Annotated in this window: 25 protein-coding genes; 15 read left to right on the plus strand and 10 right to left on the minus strand. The window is 69.1% G+C overall.

Translation table 11 applies throughout. The annotated features are described in order from the left end of the window. A complete protein-coding gene (locus AC4D2C_RS12300) occupies positions 1-1,680 on the minus strand; it encodes an amidohydrolase (protein ID WP_490915174.1) in 1,680 nt (559 codons plus the stop codon). Positions 1,681-1,785: 105 nt separating this feature from the next. Between AC4D2C_RS12300 and AC4D2C_RS12305 the strand changes: the two genes are divergently transcribed. After that, positions 1,786-2,988: a PucR family transcriptional regulator gene (locus AC4D2C_RS12305; protein WP_490915175.1), complete on the plus strand. Its 1,203-nt coding sequence runs from the start codon at positions 1,786-1,788 to the stop codon at positions 2,986-2,988. 60 nt (positions 2,989-3,048) lie between these two features. Here AC4D2C_RS12305 and AC4D2C_RS12310 read toward each other — a convergent pair whose 3' ends face one another. The 3 genes from AC4D2C_RS12310 to AC4D2C_RS12320 all read right to left on the minus strand — a co-directional run bounded on the left by AC4D2C_RS12310 (position 3,049) and on the right by AC4D2C_RS12320 (position 5,912). After that, positions 3,049-3,522: a cupin domain-containing protein gene (locus tag AC4D2C_RS12310; RefSeq protein ID WP_490915176.1), complete on the minus strand. Its 474-nt coding sequence runs from the start codon at positions 3,520-3,522 to the stop codon at positions 3,049-3,051. Between the two features lie 120 nt (positions 3,523-3,642). Further along, positions 3,643-4,770 (minus strand): hypothetical protein, encoded by a 1,128-nt coding sequence (locus AC4D2C_RS12315; protein WP_490915177.1) that lies wholly within the window; start codon positions 4,768-4,770, stop codon positions 3,643-3,645. 107 nt (positions 4,771-4,877) lie between these two features. Further along, positions 4,878-5,912, minus strand: coding sequence for a LacI family DNA-binding transcriptional regulator (locus AC4D2C_RS12320; RefSeq protein ID WP_490915178.1), 1,035 nt, complete (start codon positions 5,910-5,912; stop codon positions 4,878-4,880). Positions 5,913-6,131: 219 nt separating this feature from the next. On the opposite strand from AC4D2C_RS12320, the gene AC4D2C_RS12325 reads away from it, so the two are divergent. The 6 genes from AC4D2C_RS12325 (at position 6,132) to AC4D2C_RS12350 (ending at position 12,293) form a co-directional block, all read left to right on the plus strand. After that, positions 6,132-7,394, plus strand: a complete 1,263-nt coding sequence (locus tag AC4D2C_RS12325; RefSeq protein ID WP_490915179.1) for a M20 family metallo-hydrolase — start codon at positions 6,132-6,134, stop codon at positions 7,392-7,394. A 38-nt stretch (positions 7,395-7,432) separates the two neighbouring features. Continuing rightward, the gene (locus tag AC4D2C_RS12330) at positions 7,433-8,188 is read left to right on the plus strand and encodes a DUF5058 family protein (RefSeq protein WP_490905462.1); all 756 of its coding nucleotides are present in this window, start codon (positions 7,433-7,435) and stop codon (positions 8,186-8,188) included. A 27-nt stretch (positions 8,189-8,215) separates the two neighbouring features. After that, the gene (locus tag AC4D2C_RS12335) at positions 8,216-8,944 is read left to right on the plus strand and encodes a hypothetical protein (RefSeq protein WP_490915180.1); all 729 of its coding nucleotides are present in this window, start codon (positions 8,216-8,218) and stop codon (positions 8,942-8,944) included. Between the two features lie 31 nt (positions 8,945-8,975). Continuing rightward, positions 8,976-10,211: an amidohydrolase gene (locus tag AC4D2C_RS12340; protein WP_490915181.1), complete on the plus strand. Its 1,236-nt coding sequence runs from the start codon at positions 8,976-8,978 to the stop codon at positions 10,209-10,211. Further along, positions 10,208-11,617, plus strand: a complete 1,410-nt coding sequence (locus tag AC4D2C_RS12345; RefSeq protein ID WP_490915182.1) for an amidase — start codon at positions 10,208-10,210, stop codon at positions 11,615-11,617. The genes AC4D2C_RS12340 and AC4D2C_RS12345 overlap by 4 nt, the downstream gene beginning before the upstream one ends. A gap of 82 nt (positions 11,618-11,699) precedes the next feature. Further along, positions 11,700-12,293 (plus strand): 3'-5' exonuclease, encoded by a 594-nt coding sequence (locus AC4D2C_RS12350; protein ID WP_490915183.1) that lies wholly within the window; start codon positions 11,700-11,702, stop codon positions 12,291-12,293. Positions 12,294-12,302: 9 nt separating this feature from the next. On the opposite strand, the gene AC4D2C_RS12355 is transcribed toward AC4D2C_RS12350, so the two are convergent. Further along, positions 12,303-13,040: a FadR/GntR family transcriptional regulator gene (locus AC4D2C_RS12355; RefSeq protein WP_490915184.1), complete on the minus strand. Its 738-nt coding sequence runs from the start codon at positions 13,038-13,040 to the stop codon at positions 12,303-12,305. Positions 13,041-13,194: 154 nt separating this feature from the next. Between AC4D2C_RS12355 and AC4D2C_RS12360 the strand changes: the two genes are divergently transcribed. The 7 genes from AC4D2C_RS12360 (at position 13,195) to AC4D2C_RS12390 (ending at position 19,714) form a co-directional block, all read left to right on the plus strand. Continuing rightward, positions 13,195-14,502, plus strand: coding sequence for an ABC transporter substrate-binding protein (locus AC4D2C_RS12360; RefSeq protein ID WP_490915185.1), 1,308 nt, complete (start codon positions 13,195-13,197; stop codon positions 14,500-14,502). Positions 14,503-14,598: 96 nt separating this feature from the next. After that, positions 14,599-15,540 (plus strand): carbohydrate ABC transporter permease, encoded by a 942-nt coding sequence (locus tag AC4D2C_RS12365; protein WP_490905469.1) that lies wholly within the window; start codon positions 14,599-14,601, stop codon positions 15,538-15,540. After that, positions 15,537-16,433 (plus strand): carbohydrate ABC transporter permease, encoded by an 897-nt coding sequence (locus tag AC4D2C_RS12370; RefSeq protein WP_490915186.1) that lies wholly within the window; start codon positions 15,537-15,539, stop codon positions 16,431-16,433. The genes AC4D2C_RS12365 and AC4D2C_RS12370 overlap by 4 nt, the downstream gene beginning before the upstream one ends. Before the next feature lie 3 nt (positions 16,434-16,436). Beyond that, complete coding sequence (locus AC4D2C_RS12375; RefSeq protein ID WP_490915187.1) at positions 16,437-16,967, plus strand: gluconokinase; 531 nt, start codon at positions 16,437-16,439, stop codon at positions 16,965-16,967. Beyond that, positions 16,948-18,093 carry a galactonate dehydratase gene (gene dgoD, locus AC4D2C_RS12380; RefSeq protein ID WP_490915188.1) on the plus strand — a complete coding sequence of 382 codons (1,146 nt, stop codon included), beginning with the start codon at positions 16,948-16,950 and terminating at the stop codon, positions 18,091-18,093. Before AC4D2C_RS12375 ends, dgoD begins: the two co-directional genes overlap by 20 nt. A gap of 11 nt (positions 18,094-18,104) precedes the next feature. Then, positions 18,105-18,743 carry a bifunctional 4-hydroxy-2-oxoglutarate aldolase/2-dehydro-3-deoxy-phosphogluconate aldolase gene (locus tag AC4D2C_RS12385; protein WP_490915189.1) on the plus strand — a complete coding sequence of 213 codons (639 nt, stop codon included), beginning with the start codon at positions 18,105-18,107 and terminating at the stop codon, positions 18,741-18,743. Beyond that, positions 18,740-19,714, plus strand: a complete 975-nt coding sequence (locus AC4D2C_RS12390) for a sugar kinase (RefSeq protein ID WP_490915190.1) — start codon at positions 18,740-18,742, stop codon at positions 19,712-19,714. Before AC4D2C_RS12385 ends, AC4D2C_RS12390 begins: the two co-directional genes overlap by 4 nt. Positions 19,715-19,721: 7 nt before the next feature. Here the strand turns inward: AC4D2C_RS12390 and AC4D2C_RS12395 are convergent, their stop codons facing one another. The 4 genes from AC4D2C_RS12395 to AC4D2C_RS12410 form a co-directional block, all read right to left on the minus strand. Beyond that, the gene (locus AC4D2C_RS12395) at positions 19,722-20,558 is read right to left on the minus strand and encodes an ABC transporter permease (RefSeq protein ID WP_490915191.1); all 837 of its coding nucleotides are present in this window, start codon (positions 20,556-20,558) and stop codon (positions 19,722-19,724) included. Continuing rightward, on the minus strand, positions 20,545-21,492 hold the full coding sequence (locus tag AC4D2C_RS12400) for an ABC transporter ATP-binding protein (RefSeq protein ID WP_490915192.1): 948 nt from the start codon (positions 21,490-21,492) through the stop codon (positions 20,545-20,547). Before AC4D2C_RS12400 ends, AC4D2C_RS12395 begins: the two co-directional genes overlap by 14 nt. 46 nt (positions 21,493-21,538) lie before the next feature. Continuing rightward, the gene (locus AC4D2C_RS12405) at positions 21,539-22,744 is read right to left on the minus strand and encodes a LolA family protein (RefSeq protein ID WP_490915193.1); all 1,206 of its coding nucleotides are present in this window, start codon (positions 22,742-22,744) and stop codon (positions 21,539-21,541) included. Between the two features lie 167 nt (positions 22,745-22,911). After that, positions 22,912-23,172: a GlsB/YeaQ/YmgE family stress response membrane protein gene (locus AC4D2C_RS12410; protein WP_490905479.1), complete on the minus strand. Its 261-nt coding sequence runs from the start codon at positions 23,170-23,172 to the stop codon at positions 22,912-22,914. 148 nt (positions 23,173-23,320) lie between these two features. Here AC4D2C_RS12410 and AC4D2C_RS12415 point away from each other — a divergent pair, with 148 nt between their 5' ends. Continuing rightward, entirely contained in the window at positions 23,321-23,803 is a 483-nt protein-coding gene (locus AC4D2C_RS12415) for a PGPGW domain-containing protein (RefSeq protein ID WP_490915194.1), read from the plus strand. Positions 23,804-23,880: 77 nt separating this feature from the next. On the opposite strand, the gene AC4D2C_RS12420 is transcribed toward AC4D2C_RS12415, so the two are convergent. Then, the gene (locus tag AC4D2C_RS12420; RefSeq protein WP_490915195.1) at positions 23,881-25,038 is read right to left on the minus strand and encodes a ScyD/ScyE family protein; all 1,158 of its coding nucleotides are present in this window, start codon (positions 25,036-25,038) and stop codon (positions 23,881-23,883) included. Positions 25,039-25,180 lie beyond the last annotated feature (142 nt).

Genomic DNA, 25,180 nt, shown 5'->3' on the forward strand with positions numbered 1-25,180 from the left:
TCAGACTTCCTGATCGGAGGGTTGTGGTGAGGGGACGGGAACGGCCGTCCTGGATGAAAGGAATGCTTCGCCGAAGACGCACTCGCCTCCGACGACGGTCGCGAGGACCTCGATGGCTCCGATCCGGTCCGGATCGACCCGCGCGGGGTGCTCGGACAGGATGACGAAGTCGGCGAGCTTGCCCGGTGCGAGGGTGCCGCGGCGCTGCTCGTCACCGGCGGCCCAGGCCGCGTCCACGGTGTAGGCGCGCAGGGCGGTCTCGGCGTCGACGCGTTCCCCGGGAGCGATGACGGCCCCCGACGAGGTGCGCCGCTGCACCATCGACTGCATGCCGAGCAGGGGAGCGCCGGTAGCGACAGGGCGGTCAGAGCTCCCCGGGACACGGACGCCCTGTTCGAGGAAGGATCGGTGCCGGTACACCCACGGCTCGCGGTCGGGGCCGACGGCCGCGGCCATGGTGTCGCCGACCTCGAACAGGAAACGCGGTTGCGGGACGGGCGTGATGCCGAGTTCCGCGAATCGTGCGAGCTGATCGGGGCGCACGATGCCCGCGTGCTCGATGCGGTGGCGGACCTCGGGTCGGGGCACCTGGTGCTGCGCTGCCTCGAAGGCATCAAGGGCGACGTCGACGGCGGCATCCCCGATGGCGTGTGCGGCGACGGTCCACCCGGAGCGGTGGGCAGCGACGATGCGCCGGGTCAGCTCCTCGATCGAGAGCTGGAAGTCTCCGGTGCCGTGCGCGTGGTCGCAGAACGGCTCCGTCACGGCAGCGGTGCGGCCGATCAGGGAGCCGTCCACGAAGATCTTCATGGGACCGATGCGCACGCCGTCGTCGCCGAACCCCGTGGCGATGCCGAGGTCCAGTCCGAAGGTGATGCCATCGTCGTCATGCGATGACACGGAATGCAGGGCGTCACTGGCCACCATGAGCTGGACACGCGTCTTCAGCTCGCCCCGCTGCCGGGCGAGGGTGTAGGCCGCGAGCTCGACGGGGCTACGCCCGATAAGCCCGCCGCCGATGCCCGCTTCCACGACGTGCGTCAGGCCCTCGGACGCGTACACCTCGCTGGCCGCTGCGATGGCGTCCGCCAGGTCCGCTACGGGATAGGGCAGCACGAGCGCGGTCACGAGCTTCTGGGCCTGTTCCTCGAGCAGCCCCGTCGGGCCGCCGGTATCCGTCACGACCTTCCCGCCCTCCGGCGTCTCGGCCGAGCCGTCGAGGACGCCGGCCAACTCGAGGGCGAGCGAGTTCACCGAGCACATATGGCCCGACCGGTGCTTCAGCCAGACCGGACGCCCCGGCGCGGCGGCGTCCAGCAGCGTGCGGTGCGGGTGGCCACCGAGAACGGTGTCGTCATAGCCGGAACCGACGAGCCACTGCCCCTCGTGCAGCATCGCTCCGAAGTTCTGCACCGCCGCGGAGACCTCGTCGAGGGTGCGGCACCCGCTCAGGTCGAGCTCTTGCAGGGACTGCCCGAACCAGGCCATGTGGTTGTGGGAATCACCAAAACCAGGAACGACGACGGCCTGGCCGGCGTCGATCGTCCGCTCCGCCGGAAGTTCGGTGACCTCGTCGTCGAACCCGACGATGAGTCCGTCGAGGACGCCCATCGAGTGCGCGGTGGGCGTGTCATCGCTCAGCGTGAAGAGCTGTGCATTGGTGACCTTGAGGTCGAGCATCGTTTTCCTAGAGTGGATGGGGCTATTCGATTCCTATCAGTGTGGTCTCCGTCACCAGCAGCCACAATGGAGGGATGGCACACGCTCCAGCCCTAGGATGGGCAAATGCCCAAATCCTCTGACACGCTGGCGGCCGAGGAGCGGTCGGTACTGTCCGATGTCGTGTCCCGCTGCCTGGCGGACATCGACGGCATTGCCGAGCGGTTCCTGATCGACGTGCAGGACATCGAGGGCTACGCGGGTTCGCCTGTCCAGGACCAGGATTTACGCGAGACCGCCGTGGCCTCGATGGAGTTGCTGCTGCGGATGGTCGGCGGACTGCCGGTGCCGGAGCGTTTGGCACGGATGTCGGATGCCCTCGGTCATCGCCGGGCGGGCCAGGGCGTTCCACTGGAATCGCTGCTGCGGGCCGTGCGCATGGATTTTCGCATTCTCTGGACCGAGATGCTGGCACGGGTGCCCGCCGCGTCCCTCTCCGATTTCACCCAGGACGCCGTGCGCGTCTGGGAAGCCGTCGAGTTCCATGTGACCCGCGTGCACGCCGGATACATGGACGAACTCGCGTCGATGGCCCACGAGAAGGAACAGCAGCGGGCGTTCCTGCTGTCGCGGCTGTTGTCCTCTGACGGCCGTGACCCACAACTGCTGGGGCAGGTCGCTCGAGCATTGGGGGTGTCGCCGCAGGGATCGTTCGTCGTCGCGGTCGGGGCGGAGAGCGCGCGCAAGGAGTTCCGGGCCGGCGTCGCCCAGGCGCAGGCGGAGGAGTACCTGCACGAGCGCGATGGTGCCCTGATCCTCATCCTCGAGGACCGGCGTCCGCCGTCCGGCAGGGTGGGCCCGGCGGTGCCGGCCTGGCTGACCAGACTCCGGTGCTTCGTGGCACCCGTGGCGGAATCCCTGGCTGAGGTCCCGACGATGGTCCGTGTGGCGCTCGAGGCCGTGGCCGTCCTCGACCTGGCCGCACCCGGGCACCAGACCATCCGGCAGGCCTGGGGCCCGGTGGCGGCCGAGCGGCTCGGCGAATTCGGCGAGGTGCTCGCCGAGGCAGTCCTTGCACCGTTGGCGCTCATCCCGGCCGCGGAGGCGGACCGTCTCGTGGAGACCGCCCTCACTTACGTCAGCACCGGGTCGGTGTCGCGGGCGGCGCAGCAGCTGTACTGCCACCGGAACACGGTGCTCAACCGGCTGGCCCGCGTGCACCAGCTGACCGGGTACGACCCGGCAGTTCCTGCCGATGCGGCCACACTGATCGCCGCACTGAACTGCCGCGTCCAGGCGCAGGCAGGAATCGACGCTCCCCGTCACTGATTCCCGTCGCCGTTCCCGGTACGGTCGGCGGTTGCGTGACCGGACCGGGAACGACGGTGGCTAGGCGCTCTCCTCGCCCTTGTCGTCGACTTCCTCGACCCACGACGGCGGCTCGTCGCGTCCCTGCTCCTCGTCCTTCTCGGCGTCGTCCGCCGTCGCCTGCACGATGCCCTGGGCGTGGTGCGTGGGTGCGTAGACGGCGTAGAGACGCAGGGGTTCGTCCCCGGTGTTCTCGACGTCGTGCCACGTGCCGGCGGGCACCTGGATGCTCCAGCCGTCCATGACGTCCTGCTGGAACGAGAGGTCGTCCTTCGAGGGCCCCATCTTGACGCGGCCCTTCCCGGCATCGATGCGCAGGAACTGGTCGGTGCCGTGGTGCACCTCGAGGCCGATCGCATTGCCTGGCTCGATCGACATGAGCGTCACCTGCAGGTGCTTGCCCGTCCAGGCGACGCGACGGTAATCGGCGTTCGCCGTCGCTGCACTCTCGATGTCGAACGCGTTCGGGTTCGGTCCGTTGTCAGTGATGTCCATGATCGCATTCTGTACTATTTCCGCACGAGGTCGCCAGATCGAGGAACACGTTGTCGAGTCGGGAAAACGCAGTACGCGGTTGAAAGGGTGATCGTGGACCAGTGCCCGGCTGGTCGCGGGCTACCGGGCCACGAGCTCGAAGGGCGACGACGGCGCTCCGGTCCACCGGAACAGGTCGAGCACGGCGGTCTGCCGAATGACCCCGTCCTGAGTGATCCGGCCCTGGGTGGCGATGTAGAAGTAGCCGTTGCCGAGCGACTCGAGTCCGACGTCGGCGGTGAAGTTCCAGCCTCGGATTCCGGTGGGTTCGTGGTGCAGGCCCTGCTCGAGCAGGGGGAGGAGTAGGCCCTCCTCGCGGGTCGGCTGGCCCTCGATGATGCCTCGCACAGGACGTGATGAGCCGTCGATGGCGAAGAGCGAGTAGTTGGGGAAGTGCTCCTTCACGCCCTTGTAGACGCCGAGGAGCCAGGTGTGGGTGAAGGCGTCGTAGTTGAGGTTCTGCACGCCGTAGGTGGTGTTGCCGGTACGGACGAAGTACTTGCCGTCGGGGGTCGTCGGCCCGCTGGCGTGCGGGGCTTCCTGGGTGAGGGGCCGCTCGTACTTCTTCCAGCGCGTGACGTCGTACTGCAGGAGTACCTGGTGGTCGTTGTCCGCGCGCTCGGTGTTCGAGTAGATGCCGTAGGCGACGGTGAGGAGCTGCTTGCCGTTCTTGCGGCCGAACGCGGGGCCGAAGGAGACGCCGTCGATCCCGCTGCTGCCGTACCGGTGATCCGGGGTGTCGGCGATGTTGCCGTCGAAGACGCCGTCGCCGTCCATGTCCGCCGTGAAGTCCTGCACCACCTCGTCGAGGTGGACGGCGGTGACGATGCCGTCCGTCTCGGCGTCCATGTCCATGCCGGTGATGCGGTCGACGTCGAAGATGGCGATGTAGAAGGACTCGGCCGCCTTGTACTCGAGCGACCCGTAGACGCGACCGTCCTTCTCGTTGAAGTCGAGGTCGCCGAGGTGCCCGGTGAAGCCGGTGACGGTGCCGAGCACGGTCCCCTCGAGGTCGGTCTTCACGAGCATCGTGGTGAAGGAGTAGTAGACCACCTCGTTCTTGATGTCGACGGCGATGCCCTGCACGTGCCCGGCCGGCCAGGCGCCGCCGTCGACCGTGGCGGGGAAGTCCTCGACGGCGGGCTTGGTGGAGCCGGTCACGAGGACCGCGGACAGGAGGACGGACAGGACGCGGACGATGGCCTTCATGGAAGCTCCTGGTCAGGCAGCGGTGGTGTCACCTCCACGCTGTCGACGCCGGGCCACGGGGGCGTGGCGCGGATGGAACCCGAAGGTGAACAGCCCGCGAAGTTGCGCTAGGCCCGCAGGGCAGGGGTGGTTGCCCGCACCACGAGTTCCGGTGGCAGCAGCACGCCCTGAGCGGCTTCGCCCCTGAAAGTCCTCAGGAGGACATCCACGCTCAGTGCCCCCATCGCCCTGAGATCGCTCCGCACGGACGTGAGGGGAACGGGAAGCGTGGCAGCCAGGTCGAGATCGTTGTAGCCGATAAGTGCCACATCCTCGCCGACCCGCTTCCCGGCGTCGCGGATGGCCCCCATGGCGCCGAGGGCGAGGAGGTCGTGGACGGCGAAGATGGCCGTCGGTGGATCCGGTAGCCGCAGGAGCTGGTTGCCCGCCTCCAGCCCCGACGGCGTGCTGAAGGCCGACTGCACGATGTATGAATCGGGCAGGGGGTGGCCGGCGGATTCGAAGGCCCGGCGGAAACCGAGTGTGCGCTCGCGGCCCGTACTCGCCAGCTGGTCTCCGGCGATCACGCCGACCCGACGGTGCCCGAGGCCGAGAAGGTGCTCGGCGGCGAGCTGCCCGCCACGGTAGTCGTCCGTGGTCACGGACAGGTGCCCCTCGAGCTTGCGCATGACGAGGACGTAGGGGACCCCGCGGGCCCGGAGCTCATGGGCGGCGGTGTCCCCGATGTGAGAATCACCGATGATGACGCCGTCGATCCGCCGCGAGAGCATCGCGTCCAGGCGCACCCGGCGGTGCTCCGGGTCGTCCAGGGTGTTGGCGACGACGGTCCCGTAGCCGGCAGCACTGGCCGCGGCGTCGATGCTCTCGTAGATCGACGCGAGCACGAGGTCGGTGAGGCGGGGCACGAGGACGCCGATCAACCGGGACGACCCGGTCCTGAGCCCTGCCGCACCGACATCGCGCCGGTACCCGAGGGCAGCCGCGAGGTCGCGCACCCGCCGTACGGTGTCGGCGCCGATGCCGGCCGGGTCGTCACTCAGCGCCCTCGACGCCGTCGAGACATGGACCTGTGCGTGGCGAGCGACGGTCGTGAGCGTCACGCGGCGTGCCGGTGCCGGCTGCCCGCTGGGATCTTCCTTCATCGCCCTGAGTCTAGGACTGCTGCGGCTGCGCCTATCGCCCCTCACTGTGACTGTCGCAAAGGTTTGCGCCGGACGAGGGCCAAAAAGGGGTGGAGTGAAGCTTTCACCTCGCGGAAACATTGACGAAACCCACCACTTGTAGTGTGATGAGCACCACATTCGCCCCGCCGATCTTCCTGCAGCGGGATGCGCAAACGATTGCACGAAGGACTGATATTCATGTCCCAGACGATCTCCTCCGAGACCCTCGATCGGCTCAATACCGGCGTGGCGGAGCTCTCCGCCTTCCGCGACGGCGACCGTCCGGGCTGGACCCGGGAGGTCTTCAGCGAGCCGTACCGGGCGTCGCGGGACTGGACCGCCGCCCGCATGCGTGAAGCAGGACTCGACGTCCAGGTGGACGCGGCCGGCAACATCGTGGGCCGCCTGGCGGGCCGCACGCCGTCCGCTCCGGCGCTCGTCACCGGGTCGCACACCGACACGGTGGACGGCGGCGGGCGTTTCGACGGCATCGTCGGCGTCCTCGGGTCCATCGAGGCCGCCCGGCTGCTGCAGGAATCCGGGAAGCAGCTCGAGCGGGACCTGCTGGTGGTCGACTTCCTCGGCGAGGAATCGAACGTGTTCGGCCTCAGCTGCCTCGGAAGCCGTTCCGCGGCGCAGGAACTGACGCCGTCGGACCTCGAGCGGCGCGACTACCGCGGCGTCACGCTCGGACAGGCGTACGCCGACTACGGACTCGACCCCTCCCGGCTGCTGGACGTCCCCTGGGCGAAGGACCCCCTGCACGCCTTCGTCGAACTGCACATCGAGCAGGGCCCCACCCTCGAGAAGCGAGGGCTGCCCCTGGGTATCGTCACCGCCATCACCGGGATCGAGCGCTTCATCGCCACCTTCGCCGGGTCCGCCGACCATGCGGGAACCACCTCGATGGAGGACCGCCGGGACGCCATGATCGCGGCAGCCGAAGCCGTCCTAGCGGTACGCGCCGAGGGGTGCGGCGCACCCACCCACGGAGTCGCGACATCGACCCGCGTGGAATCGGAATCACGGTCACCGAACGTGGTGCCCTCCCTCGTCCGCATGTACAGCGAGGTCCGTAGCGTCGACTCCGCCTGGCTGTCCGGCGTCAAGGGCCGGCTCACCGCGGAGATCGCCGCGAAGGCGACCGATCTCGGCGTCGATGTCGGCTTCGAGTGGTCCACCGACAACACGGTGGTCCAGTCGGACCGGGGTGTGCAGGACGTCGCGGGCGCAGCCGCAGAAGGGCTCGGACTCCCGTGGATGCCGATCCCCAGCGGGGCCACGCACGACGCCGTGCACATGGCCTCCCTCGCCCCCATGGGCATGATCTTCATCCCGTCGAAGAACGGCAAAAGCCATTGCCCCGAGGAGTTCAGCTCTACCGAAGACATCGCCGTCGGCGTACAAGCGCTCGTGGCGACCCTCGGACAACTCGACGGCGACACACGCCTGACCGCCTGACCGACCGACCTCCGCCCGCCCTGCCTACTGGAGCTCCCATGGAAACCGCACTGACTCCCGAGGGACTGTCCACGGACATCCTTGCGATCGCCAACCTGCCCGTCCTCTGGATCCTCGCCGTCGGCGTCTTCGGCGCCATCATCGTCCAGTCCCTCATCTATATGAAGGCCGCCCGGAAAGCGGGCCCCGCGGCGGACATCTCCGCGGAGGAACTGCGGACGTCCTTCCGGGCCGGAGCCATCGCGGCGATCGGCCCATCGCTGGCAGTGGTGCTCGTCAGTATCGCCCTCCTCACGCTGTTCGGCACGCCGGCCGTCCTCGTGCGGATCGGCCTCGTCGGATCCGCCGCCACCGAGTCGGCGTCAGCGAGCCTCGCTGCGAGCACCATGGGCGCGACGCTGGGCGGGCCGGACTACACGCAGGCGGTTTTCGTGGTCGCCTTCATGGCCATGAGCCTCTCCGGCGCCGGCTGGATGATCGCGACGCTCGTGCTGACGCCGATTCTGCGCAGAGGTGACACCAAGCTGCGCCGGGTCAACCCCGCCCTGATGGCCATCGTGCCGGCCGCCGCCCTGATCGGGGCCTTCGCGAGCCTCGGCATCGCCGAACTCGGCAAGACACCCGTCCACATCCTCTCCGTCATCGTCTCGGCCGTCACCATGGGCGTGTGCATCCTCCTCGCGAACAGGACCTCCGCGACCTGGCTGAGGGAGTGGGGCCTCGGCATCTCGATCATCGTCGGGCTGTTCGCCGCCTATATCGCCCACACCTCCGGCATGGCCCCCGTCGCCTAGGCAGTACCTCACCCGAAAGGAACCACCATGTCTTCATCAGATACTGCCGTCACCGCCTCCGCGTCGCTCGCCGAGTTCGACCGCACCACCTCCCGCTGGGGCCAGATCACCATGGGGACTGCGCTCCTGCTCTCCCTCGCCGCCCCGCTCTACCTCGTCCTGTTCACCGACCTGGGCATCACCGGCGGGATGATCTGGACCGCGTACCTCACCGTCGCCGCCGCTTTCTTCGTGCTCTGGTTCGTGGAACCCATCACCTACTACCCGGTGCTCGGCCCCGCCGCCATGTACCAGGCGTTCATGATCGGCAACATCGCCAACAAGCTCCTGCCCTCGGCCCTCGTGGCGCAGGCCGCGGTCGGAGCCAAGGCCGGCACCAAGCGCGGTGAGTTCGCGGCCCTCATGGCCATCTGCGGCGCGGCGATGGTCCACGTCGTCTCGATGCTCCTGTTCGTCGGGATCCTCGGGACGTGGCTGGTCAGCATCATCCCCACCGACATCGTCGACGTGGCACGGCTCTACATCTTCCCGGCCATCATCGGCGGGGTGCTCGTGCAACTCGTCGTCACCATGAAGCAGCCCCGCGTCACCGTGATCGCCGTCGTCGTCGCCGTCGTGGTGCTCTTCGTCCTGGTACCCGCGGTTCCCGCACTCGCCAAACCGGCCACCGGCATCGTCGTCCTGGTCACCGCCGTGCTGGCCTGGTTCCTGCGCTCGCGCAAGGCAACCGCCACGCCCACCACGCTCGTCAACTAGGCTCCCAGACAGACCCGCCCGAAAGGACACCATGACCATCGACACCGCCGTCTTCGATCTCTCCGACGCCGACACCACCGCCATGCACGAGCTGTACCGGCACCTCCACGCCCACCCGGAACTGTCCATGCAGGAGACGCACACCGCGGCGTTCATCCTCGAGAAGCTGGGCCACCTCGGGCTCGAGACCTTCATGTGCGGAGGAACCGGGGTCGTGGGGATCCTGCGGAACGGCGACGGCCCGGTGGTCGGCTATCGAGCGGACACCGACGGACTCCCCATCGCGGAGGACACCGGCCTCGACTACGCGAGCACTGCGGCGGGCAATCTCGCCGACGGCACCGACGTCCCGGTGATGCACGGCTGCGGCCACGACACCCATATGACCGTCGGGCTCACCGCCGCGCAGCTGCTGACCGAGAACCGTGACGCGTGGTCCGGCACCGTGGTGTTCGTCTTCCAGCCCGGCGAGGAGACCGGCGAGGGCGCGGAAGCCATGGTCGAGGACGGACTCTGGGACAAGGCGCCGAAGCCGTCGATCATCTACGGGCAGCACGTCTGGCCCGGGCGCGCAGGCACTGTGAACATCAGTAAGGGAACGGCCATGGCGATGGCCGACTCCTGGAAGGTGACCGTGCACGGCAAGCAGGCGCACGGCTCGCAGCCGGAGCAGTCGATCGACCCGATCGTGCTCGGCGCGCACATGATCGTGCGTGTCCAGACCATCGTGTCCCGCGAGGTGCACCCGATGAAGTCCGCCGTCGTCACGGTCGGCACGTTCCACGGGGGGCTGAAGGAGAACATCATCCCGGCGTCGGCCGAATTCACGCTCAATGTGAGGACGTTCGACGTCGACGTGCGTGAACGCGTCCTCGGATCACTGCGGCGCATCATCAGTGCAGAGGCCGCGGCGTCGGGTGCGCCGGAACCGGCTATCGAGGAGATCACAAGCTTTCCCCAGTGCTACAACGATCCCGCATCGACGGAGGACCTGATGACCGTGCTGGGCGAGGTGCTGGGCGAGGATGCCGTCATCGAGTCCCCGCCCGTGATGGGCAGCGAGGACTTCGGCCTCCTGGCGGAGGCGATCGGGGTGCCCAGTGTCTACTGGTTCTTCGGCGGCCACCCGCAGGACCTGCTCGATAGCGACGACCCGGTCCCGGGCAACCACTCGCCGTACTTCGCGCCGGCGATCGAGCCGACGCTCACCACCGGCGTCCGGGCGGCGATGACCGCACTGCTGTCCAAGGTCGGGACCACCGCGTGAGCGGTGAACTCTCCGACCTGTCCGCCGTCGAGCTGACCGGCGCCATCCGCCGCCGTGAGGTGTCCGCTCGGGAGGCGCTGGACGCCCACCTCGCGCGGATCGACGCGGTCAACGGATCGATCAATGCCGTCGTCACCGAGGACCGCGAGGGCGCTGCAGCGCTCGCGGCCGCCGCGGACGAACTCGCGGCGTCCGGCGGTGATCTTCCCCTGCTGCACGGGCTGCCGATGACGCACAAGGACACGCATAACACGAAGGGCCTGCGGACGACGCAGGGGTCGGCGGTCTTCCGGGACTTCGTGCCGACGTTCGACGACCTCATCATCGGGCGCCTCAGGAGCGCCGGTGTCGTGACGACGGGCAAGACCAATGTGCCGGAGTTCGCCGCCGGCTCGCACACCTTCAACGAGGTGTTCGGCACCACCGTGAACCCCTACGACACCACCCGGAGCGCTGGCGGCAGCAGCGGGGGAGCGGCAGCCTCGATCGCGGCACGGATCCAGCCGCTGGGCGACGGCAGCGATATGGGCGGCTCACTCCGCAACCCGGCGTCGTTCTGCAACGTGGTCGGGTATCGGCCCTCGATCGGCGTGATCCCGTCCCTGCCGACACGCAACGCGTGGGCATGGCTCGGCCGCAACGGGCTGATGGCGCGCGACGTCGAGGACATCGCCCTGGGCATGACGGCGATCGCGGGAGCCGACCCCGCCGTGCCCTACGACTACCCGGTCACGGGCTCGTTCGCCGCACCGCTGCAGCGTGACCTGACGGGTGTGCGGATCGGCTGGTCGCCCGACTTCGGGCTCGGCGTCCCCGTGGACCGCGAGGTGCTGCGGGTCCTCGAGGAACAGCTGCAGGTCTTCGCCGACCTCGGCGCGATCGTCGAGGAAGCCGCGCCGGACCTGCGGGACGCCGATCAGGTGTTCGGCACGACGCGCGCCTTCGACTTCGTGCTGGGTCTCGGTGAGCTCGTGCGGAAGCACGGAGATGCGATCAAACCCGAGATCCGCTGGAACGTGGAGCAGGGTCTGCAGCTGACCGCGCCGGACATGGTGGACGCCGCCCTGGCCCGGACACGGCTCGATACCAGCGTGCGCCGTTACTTCGGCCGGTATGACGTGTTCGCGAGCCCCACCGCCCAGGTGCTGCCGTTCGACGCCGCGGAGCGGTACCCGACGTCGGTCAACGGTGTGGAGTTCGAGACCTACCTGGACTGGATGCAATCGGCGTACCTGATCTCGGCGACGGGTCTGCCTGCCGTCTCGGTGCCGGCGGGCTTCAGCGAGGGTGGCCTGCCCGTGGGACTGCAGCTGGTGATGCCGCACGGCAGCGACGTGGAGCTGCTGCAGGTGGCCTATGCGTTCGAGCAGGCGACGGGCTGGGCGAAGCGGGCGCCGGAGCTGTAGGAGGGGCGGTCTCGGGACCGGTGCGACTGTCGCTAGGCTGTTCAGGGCCGCAGAACGTGCGGCCGGGTCTTCAGGGGGAACAGTGCACGGTCTCAACTTCACGGCGATCGACTTCGAGACCGCGAACAGCAAGCGCGGTTCGGTCTGCGCCGTCGGCCTCGCGAAGGTACAGCACGGCGTCGTCGTCGGCTCCGCGTCCTGGCTCATCAAGCCTCCGCGCTCGGTGGGCGAGTTCGCGCCGCGGAACATCGAGGTCCACGGCATCCGGCCCGCCGACGTCCGGACGGCTCCCCGGTGGCCCGAGAGCCTGCAGCGCATCCAGGCGTTCGCAGGCGCGGACCCGTTCGTGGCGCACAACGCCTCCTTCGACCGATCGGTGCTGCGGGGCGCCTGCGCCGAGTCGGGTCTTCCCGTGCCCGAGACCGCGTTCCATTGCTCGGTCCAGCTGGCGCGGCGACTCCTCGGCCTCGAGTCGAACAGGCTCCCGGACGTCGCGAAGGCCCTCGACCTGGGCGGGTTCCGGCACCATGATGCCGGGAGCGACGCCGAGATGTGCGCGGCAGCCGTCGTCGCCATCGCACGGAGGCATGTGCTGCACTCGCTGGACGTGCTGTGGCCCGCGGCCCGGCCGGCGGCCGGCGGCTCCCACCGCTACGCGAAGACCCCGGCTGCGTGAGGTAGGGGACTAGGAAGCGCTCTTGTGCGCTTCCTCGTTCCACAGAGTGCTCATCTCGGTCATCGCCCGGGTCATGATGGCCAGCATCGCCGCGTGCGCGTCGGAGGAATCGCCGCGCTGGATGGCGCTGGCGACATCGACGTGCATCTGCAGCGCCTCCTCGTGGGGGTGCTGCGGCATCAGGCCGTAGTGGGTGCGGCCGGTGAGCACCTCCGCGACGAGCGAATCCAGCATCCCGAACATCTCGTTGCCCGAGCTCGACAGCACGAGGCGGTGGAACTGGATGTCGAGCCTCAGGAACAGCTCGGTGTCCCCGCTGCGGCCCGCCTCCCACAGCTTGCCCGACAGCCCCATCAGCTCGCTGGCACTGGCCAGGGGTGCGCGCATTGCGGCCAGCGCAGCGGCCTGGGGCTCGACGGCGGTGCGGAGCTCGGAGAGCGACCGCAGCTGGGCCACGCGGCCGTGCGATGCCAGTCGCCAGCGGATGACCTGCGGATCGTAGAGGTTCCACTCCGTGGCGGGCCGTACCTGCACGCCCACCCGCCGGCGGGACGCCACCATGCCCATGGACGCGAGGACCCGCAGGGCTTCACGGACCACGGAGCGCGATACCCCGAACCGCTCCTCGAGCTCGTCGATCCGCACGATCGAGCCGCTTGCCATCTCCCCGCGGCACACGGCGAGGCCCAGCCGGTCCACCGTTGTTGCATGCAGGTCCGCTGCCGGCGCGAGCTGGGTCTGGGACATGGAGAGAGCCTAACAAAGTCGGATCAGTGGCTCGCGAGGGGTTCAGAAGTATGATCTGTCGGATTACTGTGAGGGCTTACAGCAGATGTAACGCGCATCTACTCCCAGCACCGCTCACTGCCGGTGCTCCTCAATGAAGAGAAGTGGAGAAACCGTGGAACGCAGGAATTCGCGTGCCCTCGCAATGACAGTGCTGATGACCGTCCTGGCCGCAGGGTCGCTCTCGGCCTGCAGCGGCGGAGGCGGAGGCGGGGAGGGTGATGCAGGTTCCGACACGGTCCGCGTCACGCTGGCCAACCATGTCTGGACGGACGCCGTCGTGGAGGCCATCCCCGAGTTCGAGGAGGAGACCGGCCTGACCGTCGAGGTCACCCAACTCGGTGAGGACCAGCTCTCGGCCCAGTACAACGTGCAGCTCAACGCCGGCACCGACGAGATCGACGTCATGATGTACCGCCCGCTGCAGGAGGGCAAGCTCTTCGCCCAGAACGGCTACCTGGCGGACCTCACGGAGCGCGTCAGCTCGAACCCGGACTGGCAGTGGGACGACTTCCAGGAAGGCCCGGTGGATTCCACCACCTTCGAGGAGCAGGTGGTCGGTGTCCCCACGATCACCGAGCGGGAGGTCCTCTACTACCGCAAGGACCTCCTGGAGAAGGCCGGGCTCGAGGTGCCCAAGACGCTCGAGGAACTGGAAGCGGCCGCCAAGCAGATCAAGGAACAGAACCCCGACATCGCCGGATTCGTGGCCCGCACCGGCAAGTCGCCGGCCGTCACCCAGTTCTCCAGCTTCCTGTACGGCTTCGGCGGCGAATTCATCGACGACGAGGGCAACTCCGCCGTCAACTCACCCGAGGCCAAGGAGGCCTACGCCTACTACGGCCGGATGATCAACGAGTACGGCCCCGCCAACGTGAGCACCGACATGAGCTGGCCCGAGGCGATGGCCATCTTCACGCAGGGCGGTTCGGCGTTCTACACCGAGGCGGACAGCCTCTACCAGAACGCCACGGACCCCGCGAACTCGCAGGTGGCGGAGACAGTGGGCTTCGCGCCGATGCCCGCCGGGCCCGCCGGCTCCAAGCCCTACAACGTGCCCTCGTGGGGCCTCGGGATCAACGAGGCCTCGGGCAACCAGGACAACGCGTGGAAGTTCATCGAATGGGCGACCAGCAAGGACATGGTCATGCAGATCCAGCAGGAGGGCGTCCCGGGTCCCCGGAACTCGGTGTGGCAGGACCCCGCCGGAACGGAGACCTACCCCGAGGACCTGGCGGCGGCGATCGAGGTCAGCGCCGAGAACGGCGTGGGAGCCGACCGTCCGCTCGTGATCAACGTCGGTGAGGCGCGTGAGATCGTCGGCGACCCGATCGTCGTCGGCATCACGGACGGCGACGTCGACGCGGCCGCCGACGCGGCGGACGAGGCGTTCCAGCAGTTCCTCGACGACGAGCGCGAATAGCACTCCCTGCCGGCCGTCGCCGTCGTCCTGCCCGGGACGACGGCGGCAGCCACCGCACAGCACCGAAGACCCCCGCCGCCGATAGGACGTGGATCAATGGCAGTCGCCGCACTTCCCCCCAAGAGACTCCCGCAGAAGCAGACCGCATGGAAGTCCTACTCCGACTGGGCCAACGAGCACCGCAAATGGCTGTTCGCCGCCCCGGCCATGATCTTCGTCGCGGTCCTCATCGCGTTCCCACTGGGCTGGACGCTCTACCTCAGCCTGACCGACGCCTCCGGATCCGTCCGGGCCGAGTCCGAGTTCATCGGCTTCGAGAACTATGCCGACGTCCTCACGGACACCGAACGCTTCTGGCCCGCGGTCGCCCGGACGTTCGTCTTCACGGCGGTCGCCCTGACCGTCCAGCTGGTCCTGGGGATGGCGATCGCCCTGCTGCTCTGGCGGCCGTTCAAGGGCGAGAAGTGGGTGCGCGTCGCGATCCTGCTTCCCCTCGTCGCCACCCCGGTGGCCGTCGGCATGATGTGGCGGCTCATCTTCGATCCGAACATCGGCTTCGCCAACCAGCTGCTCGGCTTCCTCGGGATCGGACCCCAGCCCTGGCTGTCCGGCCAGTACTCGGCCCTGCCGACCGTCATCTTCATCGACATCTGGCAGTGGACCCCCATGGTGGTCATCATCCTGCTCGCCGGCCTGACGTCGCTGTCGGACGAGCCGGACGAAGCGGCGAGGATCGACGGCGCCAGCGCCTGGCAGCGCTTCCGCTTCGTCACCGTCCCGCTGCTCATGCCCACGATCATCGTGGCGATCCTGCTGCGCAGCATCGACGCCCTGAAGACCTTCGACCTCCTGTACGCAACCAAGGGTCGCGGTGGAGGATCCTTCCACGAGGTGGAGACGCTCAACGTCTACGCCTACGGGCTCAGCTTCGACTACAACGACTACGGCGTGTCCTCGACGGTGCTGATCATCTTCTTCCTCATCATCGTCGCCGTGATGTTCCTCCTGACCCGCCGCCGGAAGGAAGTGCAGAAATGAGCCTCGCCGAACCGAAACTGATCAGGCCGGGATCCGACCGGGCAGCCCTGTCCGGTGCCCCTGCCCGGCGCAGGAAGCCGTTCGGCACGCGTGCCTACAAGGTGTTCCGCGCGGTGGCCCTCGTCGTCGTCGTCGCCGCGTTCATCGCGCCGCTGGTCTGGATGTTCCTCGCCTCGCTCAAGACGAACGTGGACATCTACGACGCGTCCAAGACGCTCGTGTTCACGCCGACCACGGCCAACTACGAGACCGTGCTCGGGCGGAACAACTACCTCTCCTTCGTGTTCAACAGCTTCTGGGTAGCGTTCGCCTCCACGGCCCTGTCCCTGATCATCGGGATCCCCGCCGCCTACTCGATGAGCCGGTTCGCCATGCGGCGCTCCGCACTCGTGGTCCTGATGGCCCGCATCATCCCCGGCGTCAGCCTGCTGGTGCCCTGGTACTACGTGTTCTCGAACCTGTCGATGGTCGGCGGCTACAGCGTGCTGATCCTCTCGCACATGTTCGTGGCGCTCCCGCTGATCGTGTACATCCTCATGTCCTACTACGATTCGATGCCCCTGGAACTGGAGGAGGCCGCCCGGGTGGACGGCCTGACCCACATCGGCGCCTTCCTCAAGGTCACGCTGCCGCTGTCCGTGGGCGGGATCGCGACGGCGAGCATCCTGGCGTTCATCTTCTCCTGGAACAACTTCATGTTCGCGCTGGTCCTGTCCGGAGCCGACACGAAGACCCTCCCCGTGGCCATCTTCAATTTCGTGGCCTACGCCAGCATCGACTGGGGAGGACTCATGGCAGCCTCCGTCGTGGTGACCATCCCCATCATGGTCATCGCCCTGTTCACCCAGAAGTACATCGTCTCCGGGCTGACCGCCGGCGCGACGAAGGGCTAGGGCATGGACCTCGACTCCATGCCCGTGGTGGTGGTGATGGGCGTGCAGGGCTGCGGCAAGAGCACCCTCGGCTCGCTCCTCGCCGGTGCGCTCGGCGTCCCGTTCGTCGATGGCGACGACCTGCACCCCGAGCGCAACCGGACCCTCATGGCGGCCGGCACGCCCCTGTCCGACGACGACCGCCTGCCCTGGCTCGCCGCCGTCGCGCAGCGACTGGCCGACAGCGGCGCGGGCGTCGTGGTGGCATGCTCGGCCCTCAAGCGGGCGTACCGCGACCTGCTGAGGGACGCCGCTCCCGACGTCGTCTTCGTCCACCCCTACGGATCCAGGGACCTCGTGGCCGCCCGGATCTCCCTGCGGGAACACGAGTACATGCCGCCGTCACTGCTCGACTCGCAGTACGCGGCGCTCGAGCACCTCGACGCCGCGGAAGCCGGGATCACCCTCGACCTCGGCTCCCCGCCGCTGGAGCTCGTCTCCTCCGCCGCGGCGTTCATCGACGAAAGCAGGGTTCGTGCGCATCAGCAGGATTGAGACCTTCCTCGTCCCGCCCCGGTGGCTGTTCGTCCGCGTGGAGACGGACAGCGGGATCGTCGGCTGGGGTGAGCCCGTCGTGGAGGGACGCTCGGAGACCGTCCGGACCGCCGTCGAGCAGCTGTCCGAACTGCTCATCGGCGCGGACCCGCTCCGCATCGAGGATCTGTGGCAGGTCATGACCAAGGGATCCTTCTACCGCGGCGGGGCGATCCTGGCCAGCGCGGTCGCCGGGCTCGACCAGGCGCTCTGGGACATCCACGGCAAATCCCTGGGCGTCCCCGTGCATCAGCTGCTCGGCGGCCACGTCCGGGACCGCATCCGGATGTACGGATGGATCGGCGGCGACGAGCCCGCCGCGATCGCCGACGCCGTCGCCGCCCAGCTGGCCGTGGGACTCACCGCTGTCAAGATGAACGCCAGCGGACGTATGAGCCCCATCGCCAGCGTCGCCGAGATCGACGACGTCGTGCAGCGCGTCGCCGCCGCCCGCGAGGTCCTCGGTCCGCACCGCGACGTCGCCGTCGACTTCCACGGCCGCTTCACCCTCGCCAACACCCGCCGCGTGGCCCCGCTCCTGGAACAGTTCCACCCCCTGTTCCTGGAGGAGCCCACCGTGCCGGAGAACTCGCACCTGATCGGCGGCCTGACGGCGTCGACCACCATCCCCGTGGCCACGGGGGAGAGGCTCTACAACCGGCAGGAGTTCCTCCCGGTCCTCCAGGCGGGCATCGCCGTGGCGCAGCCGGACCTCTCCCATGCCGGCGGCATCACGGAGGTACGGAAGATCGCCTCCCTCGCCGAGATCTACGACGTCCAGCTGGCCCCGCACTGCCCGCTCGGACCGCTGGCGCTCGCGGCCTGCCTGCAGGTGGGGTTCGCCACCCCCAACTTCCTCATCCAGGAGCAGAGCATCGGCATCCACTACAACCAGGGCGCCGAGGTGCTCGACTACGTGCTCGACAAGACACCGCTGAAGTTCGTCGACGGCTCCGTGGAACGGCTCACGGCGCCCGGCCTGGGCATCGAGATCGACGAGGCCGCCGTCCGCCGCGCGGACAAGAGCGGCCACGCCTGGCGCTCACCCGTCTGGCGGCACGACGACGGCGCATACGCCGAATGGTAGGGAGAGGACCCATGAAACCGCAGACCCTGATGGCAGGACTCGGCTCGGCCCGACTGCTGGCGATCATCCGCGGCTCCGACGAGGACGCGTGCTTCCGGACCGCCATGACGCTCATCGACGAAGGCGTGGCGTATCTCGAGGTGTCGCTGAACTCCGCCAACGCCACCGCCGTCATCGCGCGCATCCGGCGCGAGGCGGGCGTTCACGCCGGCATCGGGGCCGGCACCGTCCTCACCGCCGACGATGTCGCGCGGGTGGCCGACGCCGGGGCCGGGTTCGTCGTGACACCGGCATTCGGTCCGTCGCTCGAAGCCGCGGTCGCCGTCGGGCTGCCCGTCCTGGCCGGTGCGCTCACACCGTCCGAGGCCTACGCCGCGATGACCGGTGGCGCATCGGCGATCAAGCTGTTCCCCGCATCGCTGGGCGGGCCGGGTTACCTGGCCGCGCTGCGGGACCCGTTCCCGGACGTCCCCTTCGTCCCGGTCGGCGGTGTGGACCTCCATGCCGCGGCTGAGTACCTCCGCAGGGGCGCCTTCGCGGTCGGCGTCGGGTCGCCGCTGATCGGGGACGCCGCGGCAGGAGGGGACGTGGAGGCCCTGCGGACCCGCGCGCGGGACTTCCTGGCCGTCGTCCGGGACGCGCCGCAGTGACGGTGCTGCAGCCCGTGGAGGTCCTGACCTTCGGGGAGACCATGGGCTCGATCCGCACCTCGGGACCGCTGAGGATGGGCGGGGCGATGTCGATGTCGCTCGGAGGCGCAGAGACGAATGTGGCGATCGGGCTCTCCCGCCTCGGCCATACCGTGCGTTGGGCGGGCCGCCTCGGCGATGACGAGATCGGCGCCTTCGCGGTGCGGACCCTGCGGGCGGAGGCGGTGCTGACGGACACCGTCACCGTCGACGGGACCCGCCCCACCGGGATGATGCTGCTCGAGACCCATGGCATGGGGTTCTCCCGCGTCGCCTACTACCGCGCGGCATCGGCTGGGTCCGCGCTGCGCACCGAGGACCTGGCCGCAGCGCTGGATGCGGGCGCGAGGATCCTGCACCTCACCGGCATCACCCCTGCCCTGTCGCCCGGCGCGGCCGAGGCGACCCTGGCCGCTGCCGCCCGGGCCAGGGCCGCCGGCATCCTCGTGTCCTTCGACGTGAACTACCGGTCCACGCTGTGGTCCGAGGAGCACGCGGCAGCGGTCCTGTCCGGCCTGGCCGCGCAGGCGGACGTCGTCGTCGCCTCCGAGGACGAACTCCGCCTGGTGTGTTCGGCGGACCTCGGCGAGGAGGACGCCGTCCGGCACCTGGGCGGCCTCGGCGTGCGCGAGGTGGTCGTCAAGCGCGGCGGGAAGGGGGCGACGGCGTGGTCCTTCGGGCAGGGGGACGCCGCCTCCACCGAGCACCGGGACGCCCTGACCGTGCCGGTCATCGACACGGTCGGCGCCGGTGACGCCTTCTCGGCCGGGTACCTGTCGGCAACGCTGGACGGCCTGCCGCTCGGGCAGCGCCTCGAACGCGGAGTCGCCCTCGGTGCGTTCGCCGTCGCGGATGCCACCGACTGGGAGGGTCTGCCCACGCGGCAGGACCTGGCCCTGATCGGGCAGCCGGCCGGCACCACGATCCGGTAGTGCCTGCCTAGCTCAGGATGTCCTTCGTGCTGAACCGCCCGTAGGCCAGCGTCCCGAACACGGCGATATACCCGAGCTGCAGCAGCGCGTTGTCCGCGAACGAGTTCCACACGATCGGCTGCCGCAGCAGGTCCCCGAACCCCAGCCAGTAGTTGGTGAACAGCCAGGGGTGCAGCCACTCGAGCTGGGGGAGCGCCCCGAGGATCTGTGACACGGCGGCCAGCGCGGCCGTCGCGGCCATCGCCCCGACCGGGATGGTCGTCAGCGTCGAGATGAACAGGCCGATGGCGCTGAGGCCCATGAGCGACACCGTCACGTACAGGGCGAGCAGCAGCAGCCGCCCGAAGTAACCGGGGATGCCCACGGTGTCCCCGGACAGCAGCGTCACCGGTCCCACCGGGAAGAGCAGCGCGCCGATGATCGCTCCCGTGACCACGACGGTCAGGGTGGCCACGAAGCAGAACAGCGCCGCCCCCGCGTACTTCACGAGCAGCAGCCGCACACGCCCGGCCGGTGCCACCAGCAGGTAGCGCAGCGTCCCGAGGTTGGCCTCGCCGGCGATCGTGTCACCCGCCACGACGCCGATTGTCAGCGGCAGGAACAGCGGGATGGCGACGGTCAGCGCCGTCAGCGAGACGAACAGGCCGTTCTGCGTGATGCTGTTGAGGAACGCCGGGCCGCGGCCGCTCTCCGCACCGTCGGAGGACACGCGCACGACGACGGCGATGAGGATCGGGATCAGCGCGAGTGCCCCGATCATCGCCCACGTGCGGAGCCTGCGGAACAGCACGGTGATCTCGGAGACCACGAGTTCCAGCCCGAGGGACCGTTCAGCCTGCAACATCGAAGCCCTCTCCCGTGAGTGCGACGAACCGGTCCTCGAGGGACGCACCGCTCGCCTCGAAGCCCCGCACGCGCACGTCGGCGCGGACCAGGGCGGCGTTCACCGTCTCCGGCTGCAGCCCGGGCACCGAGAGCTCGGCGGTGATGACGTCGTCGCGCCCGTGGATCTCGGGCACCAGGCCGAGCCCGGTGAGGACGCGGTGGGCGTCGGCGTGGTCGGGTGTGGCGATGCGGACCCGGGCGGTGCCCACGGACCGCAGTTCGTCGAGCGTCCCCTGCGCCACGAGCCGGCCTGCGCTCATCACCGCGATCCTGGTGCACATCTGCTCCACCTCGGCGAGCAGGTGGCTGGAGACGAAGATGGTGGTGCCGTCGTCGGACAGGGACCTGATGAGGTTGCGGACCTCGCGGGTGCCCTGCGGATCGAGCCCGTTGGTGGGCTCGTCGAGGATCAGCAGATCGCGGGGCGCCAGCAGCGCATTGGCGATCCCGAGGCGCTGCTTCATGCCCAGCGAGTAGGCGTGGGCGCGCTTCTTCGCCGCATGACCGAGGCCGACGCGCTCGAGGGCGGCGTCCACGCGCGCATCGCGGGTGGCGGGGGAGGTGTGGCGGTCGGCGGCGTCGAACCGCTGGAGATTCGCGCGCCCCGACAGGAACGGGTAGATGGCCGGCCCTTCGACGAGTGCCCCCACCCGCGGGAGGACGGCGCGGGCGTCCTTCGGCATGGCGCCGTCGAGCAGCCTGATCTCGCCGCTGGACGCGGCGGCGAGGCCGAGGAGCATGCGGATGGTGGTGGTCTTGCCCGATCCGTTGGGGCCGAGAAAACCGAACACTGTGCCGCGGGGGACGGCGAGGTCGATGCCGTCGACGGCGCGCTGACGGTTGAAGATCTTCGTCAGGCCGCGCGTCTCGATCGCGAGTTCACCGTCGCTCACCCGCGGGCCCGCACTGCTCGTGCGGACTCCGCGGGTACTCCTGCGATCACTTCTGGGAGGCGGCGACGAGCTGGTCGACGCCGACGGCGCCTGCGAGGATCCGGCCGTCATCGGTGATCAGCACCGAGACGAGCGACGTCTGGAGTGCCTGACCGCCGTCGACCTCGGTGAGTGCCTGCTCCAGCAGCGCCTGGGCGCCTGCGACCTCTTCGGGATCCATGCCCGGCTTGATCTCCATGATCTCGCCCATCCCGGCGGCCTCACCGGCGGCCGGGCTCATGCCCAGCTTGCCCGCAGTCCCGACGGGGAGCTCCACGATGGTGCTCCAGCCCTCACCGATGACCGTCGGCTGCTGCGCCTCGGCGGGAGCCTGGTTGAGCTCCTGCCCGCCCTCGATCTCCGCCTTCAGCTCGTCCGCGGTCGGGGCCTCCGTGACGGTGGCGCCGGCCGGGGGAGTGAACGCGAACACGTCGGCGTCGGGGGCGCTGAAGTCCACCGAGCTGAAGCCGGCGGAGAACGCGGCCTCCTCCTGGCCCCTGGCCAGGACGGTGACATTCAGCGGGACGCCGGTCTCGGAGTCGACGCTGACGGAGACCGACCCGATCAGCGTGGCGTCGTCCTCCGGGGTGAGCACGAGCTCGTAGGCGCTGCGGCCGGCGACGCGGCTTGTCCCTTCGACCGTCACGTCGGTGCTGGGGTCGATCCGGGCGAGGAACACCTCGGCGACCTCGGCGGGCGTGCGAGGGAGGGTCTGGAGCTCGGGGTACTCGGCGGTCTTCTCCTGCAGCTCGGCCTCGAGGTCCGCCTTCACGGTCTCCTTGTCGGGGAGGGCGGCGTGCACGGCCTCGTTGGACTCGGAGTCGTAGTACCAGGCGTCGTTCCCGTTCACGACGACGTCGCGCTGTGCCAGCTGGTCGAGCACCTGGACGCGGGCCTTCTCGGTGCCGTCCACGTACACCTGGGCTGTGTGCTTGCCGGTCAGGAGTTCGAGGGCGGTGGAGGTGGGGTCGGAGCCGGAGGTGCGGCCCGGGGGAGTGGCCATGCTGATATCGGGGAGGCCGAGATCGGAGGACTGTTCCACGGTGCCGGAGTAGGCGTCGTCGGCGCTGGTCGCGACGAACTCGAGGAGCTCCTGCGCGGTCTTGGCGGGCAGTTGCGGCTGGGCGTCGGCGACGGCGGAGCCGCTCACGGCAGCAGTGACGATGACGACCGGGACGATGCCGGCAGGAAGCCAGCGCCAGTTCTTGTTCATGATTGAGCCTTCCGAACGGATCTGTGCCCCATCTGGCGCCAAGGCTACACCTGCAAGCTGGACGTTGGGCACATGTACTTCGGAGAACGAGCGGGGATGCCGGGGCGTGCCCCAGGACGCAGGAAAGGGGCGGCCGGAGCCGCCCCTTTCCGTTGTGCGTTGATGCCCTAGCGCGTGACGCGGCGGCGGCCGGCGACCGATTCGGCGACGCCGATCAGCAGCACGGCGGCGATGACGGACACGATGAAGCCGAAGACGTTCAGCTCGAAGATGTCGCCTGTCCCGATGAGGCTCGCGATCGAGCCGCCGATGACGGACCCGACGAGGCCGAGCAGCAGCGTGGCGATCACCCCGAGGTTCTGCTTGCCGGGCTTGATGAGGCGTGCGAGGGCGCCGATGATGAGCCCCGCGATGATGAAACCGATCATGATGAATCTCCTTCTCGTGGACCCGCTCTGGGCGGGAAGCCTGTGGTCCTCGTCGTGGCAAGCGAGCAGCTTTTCGCGCATCGGGCGTTGCCATCATCGTCGATCAGTTCGACGATTGAGGAGTGTTAAGCCTACTGGGGAATCGTTGATGGTGCGACTCGGCCGACCCGACCGCCCGCGGGGTGCCCGGTTCGCCGGACGCACCAGGCCCCGTGGCGTCAGCCGTGTCATCGGGCTGGTGGTCGGATGGTTGCTGGTGCTCATCGGGCTGGCGGCCCTCGTCCTTCCGGGGCCCGGGCTGCTGGCCCTGGTGGCCGGTCTCGCGGTCCTCGCCCAACAGTACGAGTGGGCGCGGCGCTGGCTCCAGCCGGTCAAGCGGAAGGCCTTCGCCGCCGCCGCGCAGGGCGTGAAGACCACGCGGAACATCGTCCTCAGCTTCATCGGCGCCCTCGTCCTGGTGCTGCTCGGCGTGCTGTGGGGCGTGAACCCCCCGGTGCCGTCCTGGTGGCCGCTGGCTGAGCGGTGGTGGCTGCCCGGCGGCTGGAGCGTAGGCTCCGGCCTCGTCATCTCCGGCCTCCTCGCGGCCGCCTTCATCGTCTACAGCATCCGGCGCTTCCGGCCCGCTACCTGATCCCACTACCCCCGGCGTGTGACGCGCGGCGGTGCCGCATCCCGCCCGGGGGATGCGGCACCGTCGTCGGTTCCCGCTTATTCCTGGCTGTAGTCCAGGCTCGTGCGCACCAGCGTGCCGCTCGGTGCGCCCTCGCCCGGCAGGGCGTTCCGGGTGGAGTAGAGGTACCCGCCCCTGACCTCGACGTCCGCCGGCTGGGTCGCGTCCGTGAACAGCTCCGCCTCGTCGCTCCCCGACGGGATGATCGAGATCCGGTTGGCGAAGAGCTCGGCGACGAAGAGGTTGCCGTAGCGGTCGAACGCCAGCCCGGTGGGTGACGTCAGGCCGGAGACGACGATGTCGATCTCACCCGAGTGCGGGTCGAAGCTCCGCACCGAACCGAGCGTGGGATCCTCCGGGACGCCCGGCAGCGATGTCAGGTACAGCATGTCGTCGGGCCCGAACTCGATGTCCGTGGGGACGGGCTCCGAGTTGAAGGTGTAGCCGAGCACGCACTCGGGCAGCGTGATCCCCTGGGCCGCGAGGGAATCCCGGAGCTCCGCCGTGGCCAGCGTGGGCACGGGGTCCAGGACGGTCGCGTCGACGTCGTCGTGCCAGGTGTCCACGGTCCAGACGAGGTTGGCCCCGGCGTCCGCCACGTACACGTACCGGCCTGAATCGGACACCACCGTGGCGTAGGGGTGCGAGTAGACATCACCGCCGCGCGGCAGCAGGAACTCGCGGAGGTCCGCGGGCAGCTCGGCCGCGCAGTCCTCGGGCAGGTCCTGGAACCCGTACTCGTTGTCGGCGTCGTAGTTGTTCTCCGTCTCGAGTTCGGCCAAGTCGGCGAGTACGCGGGTCTCGCCGTCCTCGAGGACGCTGACGTTCGCGACGAATGGATCGGGGCTGCCGGGTCCGCCGGCGCTCTCGGTGTAGTAGACGTTGCCGTGCCGGGTGGAGACCCCGCCGATCTCGATGCGCGGACGCTCGATCAGCGTCGAGGTCCCGCCGTCGGCGCCCACGCGGGTGAGCAGGCCGGCGAAGTTCTGGGAGACGTAGGCGGTGCCATCGCGCCGGACGGCGACACGGAGCGGCGACAGGAGGCCGGTGGCCAGATCGGCGGAGTCGCCCGCGGTGACCTCCCAGTCATCGTGCCCGTCGGTGGACGCGGGTGGCCCTGCGGTCGCCGCGCCGGCGGAGGAGGCGAGGGCGACGGCGAGTGCCGCCGCCGCAATGGACGTGCGTGTACCTTTCATGGTGCCTGTCCTTGGATACGAGGAGTTGTCGAGACGCTCAGACCGGCCCAGCACCGAGCAGCGGCACCGCCGCTGTCCTACCCGCACGGCCCTCGAATCCTCCCCCGGGTCATCGTGCGGCTTAAAGCGTAGGACTGCCCCT

The organism is Arthrobacter sp. TJ-240 (genome assembly GCF_058269195.1).

Bases quoted from the DNA above. Each gene is read 5' to 3' on its own strand.
- AC4D2C_RS12300 (WP_490915174.1), bottom strand. From the start codon at position 1,680: ATGCTCGACCTCAAGGTCACCAATGCACAGCTCTTCACGCTGAGCGAT.
- AC4D2C_RS12305 (WP_490915175.1), top strand. From the start codon at position 1,786: ATGCCCAAATCCTCTGACACGCTGGCGGCCGAGGAGCGGTCGGTACTG.
- AC4D2C_RS12310 (WP_490915176.1), bottom strand. From the start codon at position 3,522: ATGGACATCACTGACAACGGACCGAACCCGAACGCGTTCGACATCGAG.
- AC4D2C_RS12315 (WP_490915177.1), bottom strand. From the start codon at position 4,770: ATGAAGGCCATCGTCCGCGTCCTGTCCGTCCTCCTGTCCGCGGTCCTC.
- AC4D2C_RS12320 (WP_490915178.1), bottom strand. From the start codon at position 5,912: ATGAAGGAAGATCCCAGCGGGCAGCCGGCACCGGCACGCCGCGTGACG.
- AC4D2C_RS12325 (WP_490915179.1), top strand. From the start codon at position 6,132: ATGTCCCAGACGATCTCCTCCGAGACCCTCGATCGGCTCAATACCGGC.
- AC4D2C_RS12330 (WP_490905462.1), top strand. From the start codon at position 7,433: ATGGAAACCGCACTGACTCCCGAGGGACTGTCCACGGACATCCTTGCG.
- AC4D2C_RS12335 (WP_490915180.1), top strand. From the start codon at position 8,216: ATGTCTTCATCAGATACTGCCGTCACCGCCTCCGCGTCGCTCGCCGAG.
- AC4D2C_RS12340 (WP_490915181.1), top strand. From the start codon at position 8,976: ATGACCATCGACACCGCCGTCTTCGATCTCTCCGACGCCGACACCACC.
- AC4D2C_RS12355 (WP_490915184.1), bottom strand. From the start codon at position 13,040: ATGTCCCAGACCCAGCTCGCGCCGGCAGCGGACCTGCATGCAACAACG.
- AC4D2C_RS12365 (WP_490905469.1), top strand. From the start codon at position 14,599: ATGGCAGTCGCCGCACTTCCCCCCAAGAGACTCCCGCAGAAGCAGACC.
- AC4D2C_RS12370 (WP_490915186.1), top strand. From the start codon at position 15,537: ATGAGCCTCGCCGAACCGAAACTGATCAGGCCGGGATCCGACCGGGCA.
- AC4D2C_RS12375 (WP_490915187.1), top strand. From the start codon at position 16,437: ATGGACCTCGACTCCATGCCCGTGGTGGTGGTGATGGGCGTGCAGGGC.
- AC4D2C_RS12385 (WP_490915189.1), top strand. From the start codon at position 18,105: ATGAAACCGCAGACCCTGATGGCAGGACTCGGCTCGGCCCGACTGCTG.
- AC4D2C_RS12395 (WP_490915191.1), bottom strand. From the start codon at position 20,558: ATGTTGCAGGCTGAACGGTCCCTCGGGCTGGAACTCGTGGTCTCCGAG.
- AC4D2C_RS12405 (WP_490915193.1), bottom strand. From the start codon at position 22,744: ATGAACAAGAACTGGCGCTGGCTTCCTGCCGGCATCGTCCCGGTCGTC.
- AC4D2C_RS12410 (WP_490905479.1), bottom strand. From the start codon at position 23,172: ATGATCGGTTTCATCATCGCGGGGCTCATCATCGGCGCCCTCGCACGC.
- AC4D2C_RS12415 (WP_490915194.1), top strand. From the start codon at position 23,321: ATGGTGCGACTCGGCCGACCCGACCGCCCGCGGGGTGCCCGGTTCGCC.
- AC4D2C_RS12420 (WP_490915195.1), bottom strand. From the start codon at position 25,038: ATGAAAGGTACACGCACGTCCATTGCGGCGGCGGCACTCGCCGTCGCC.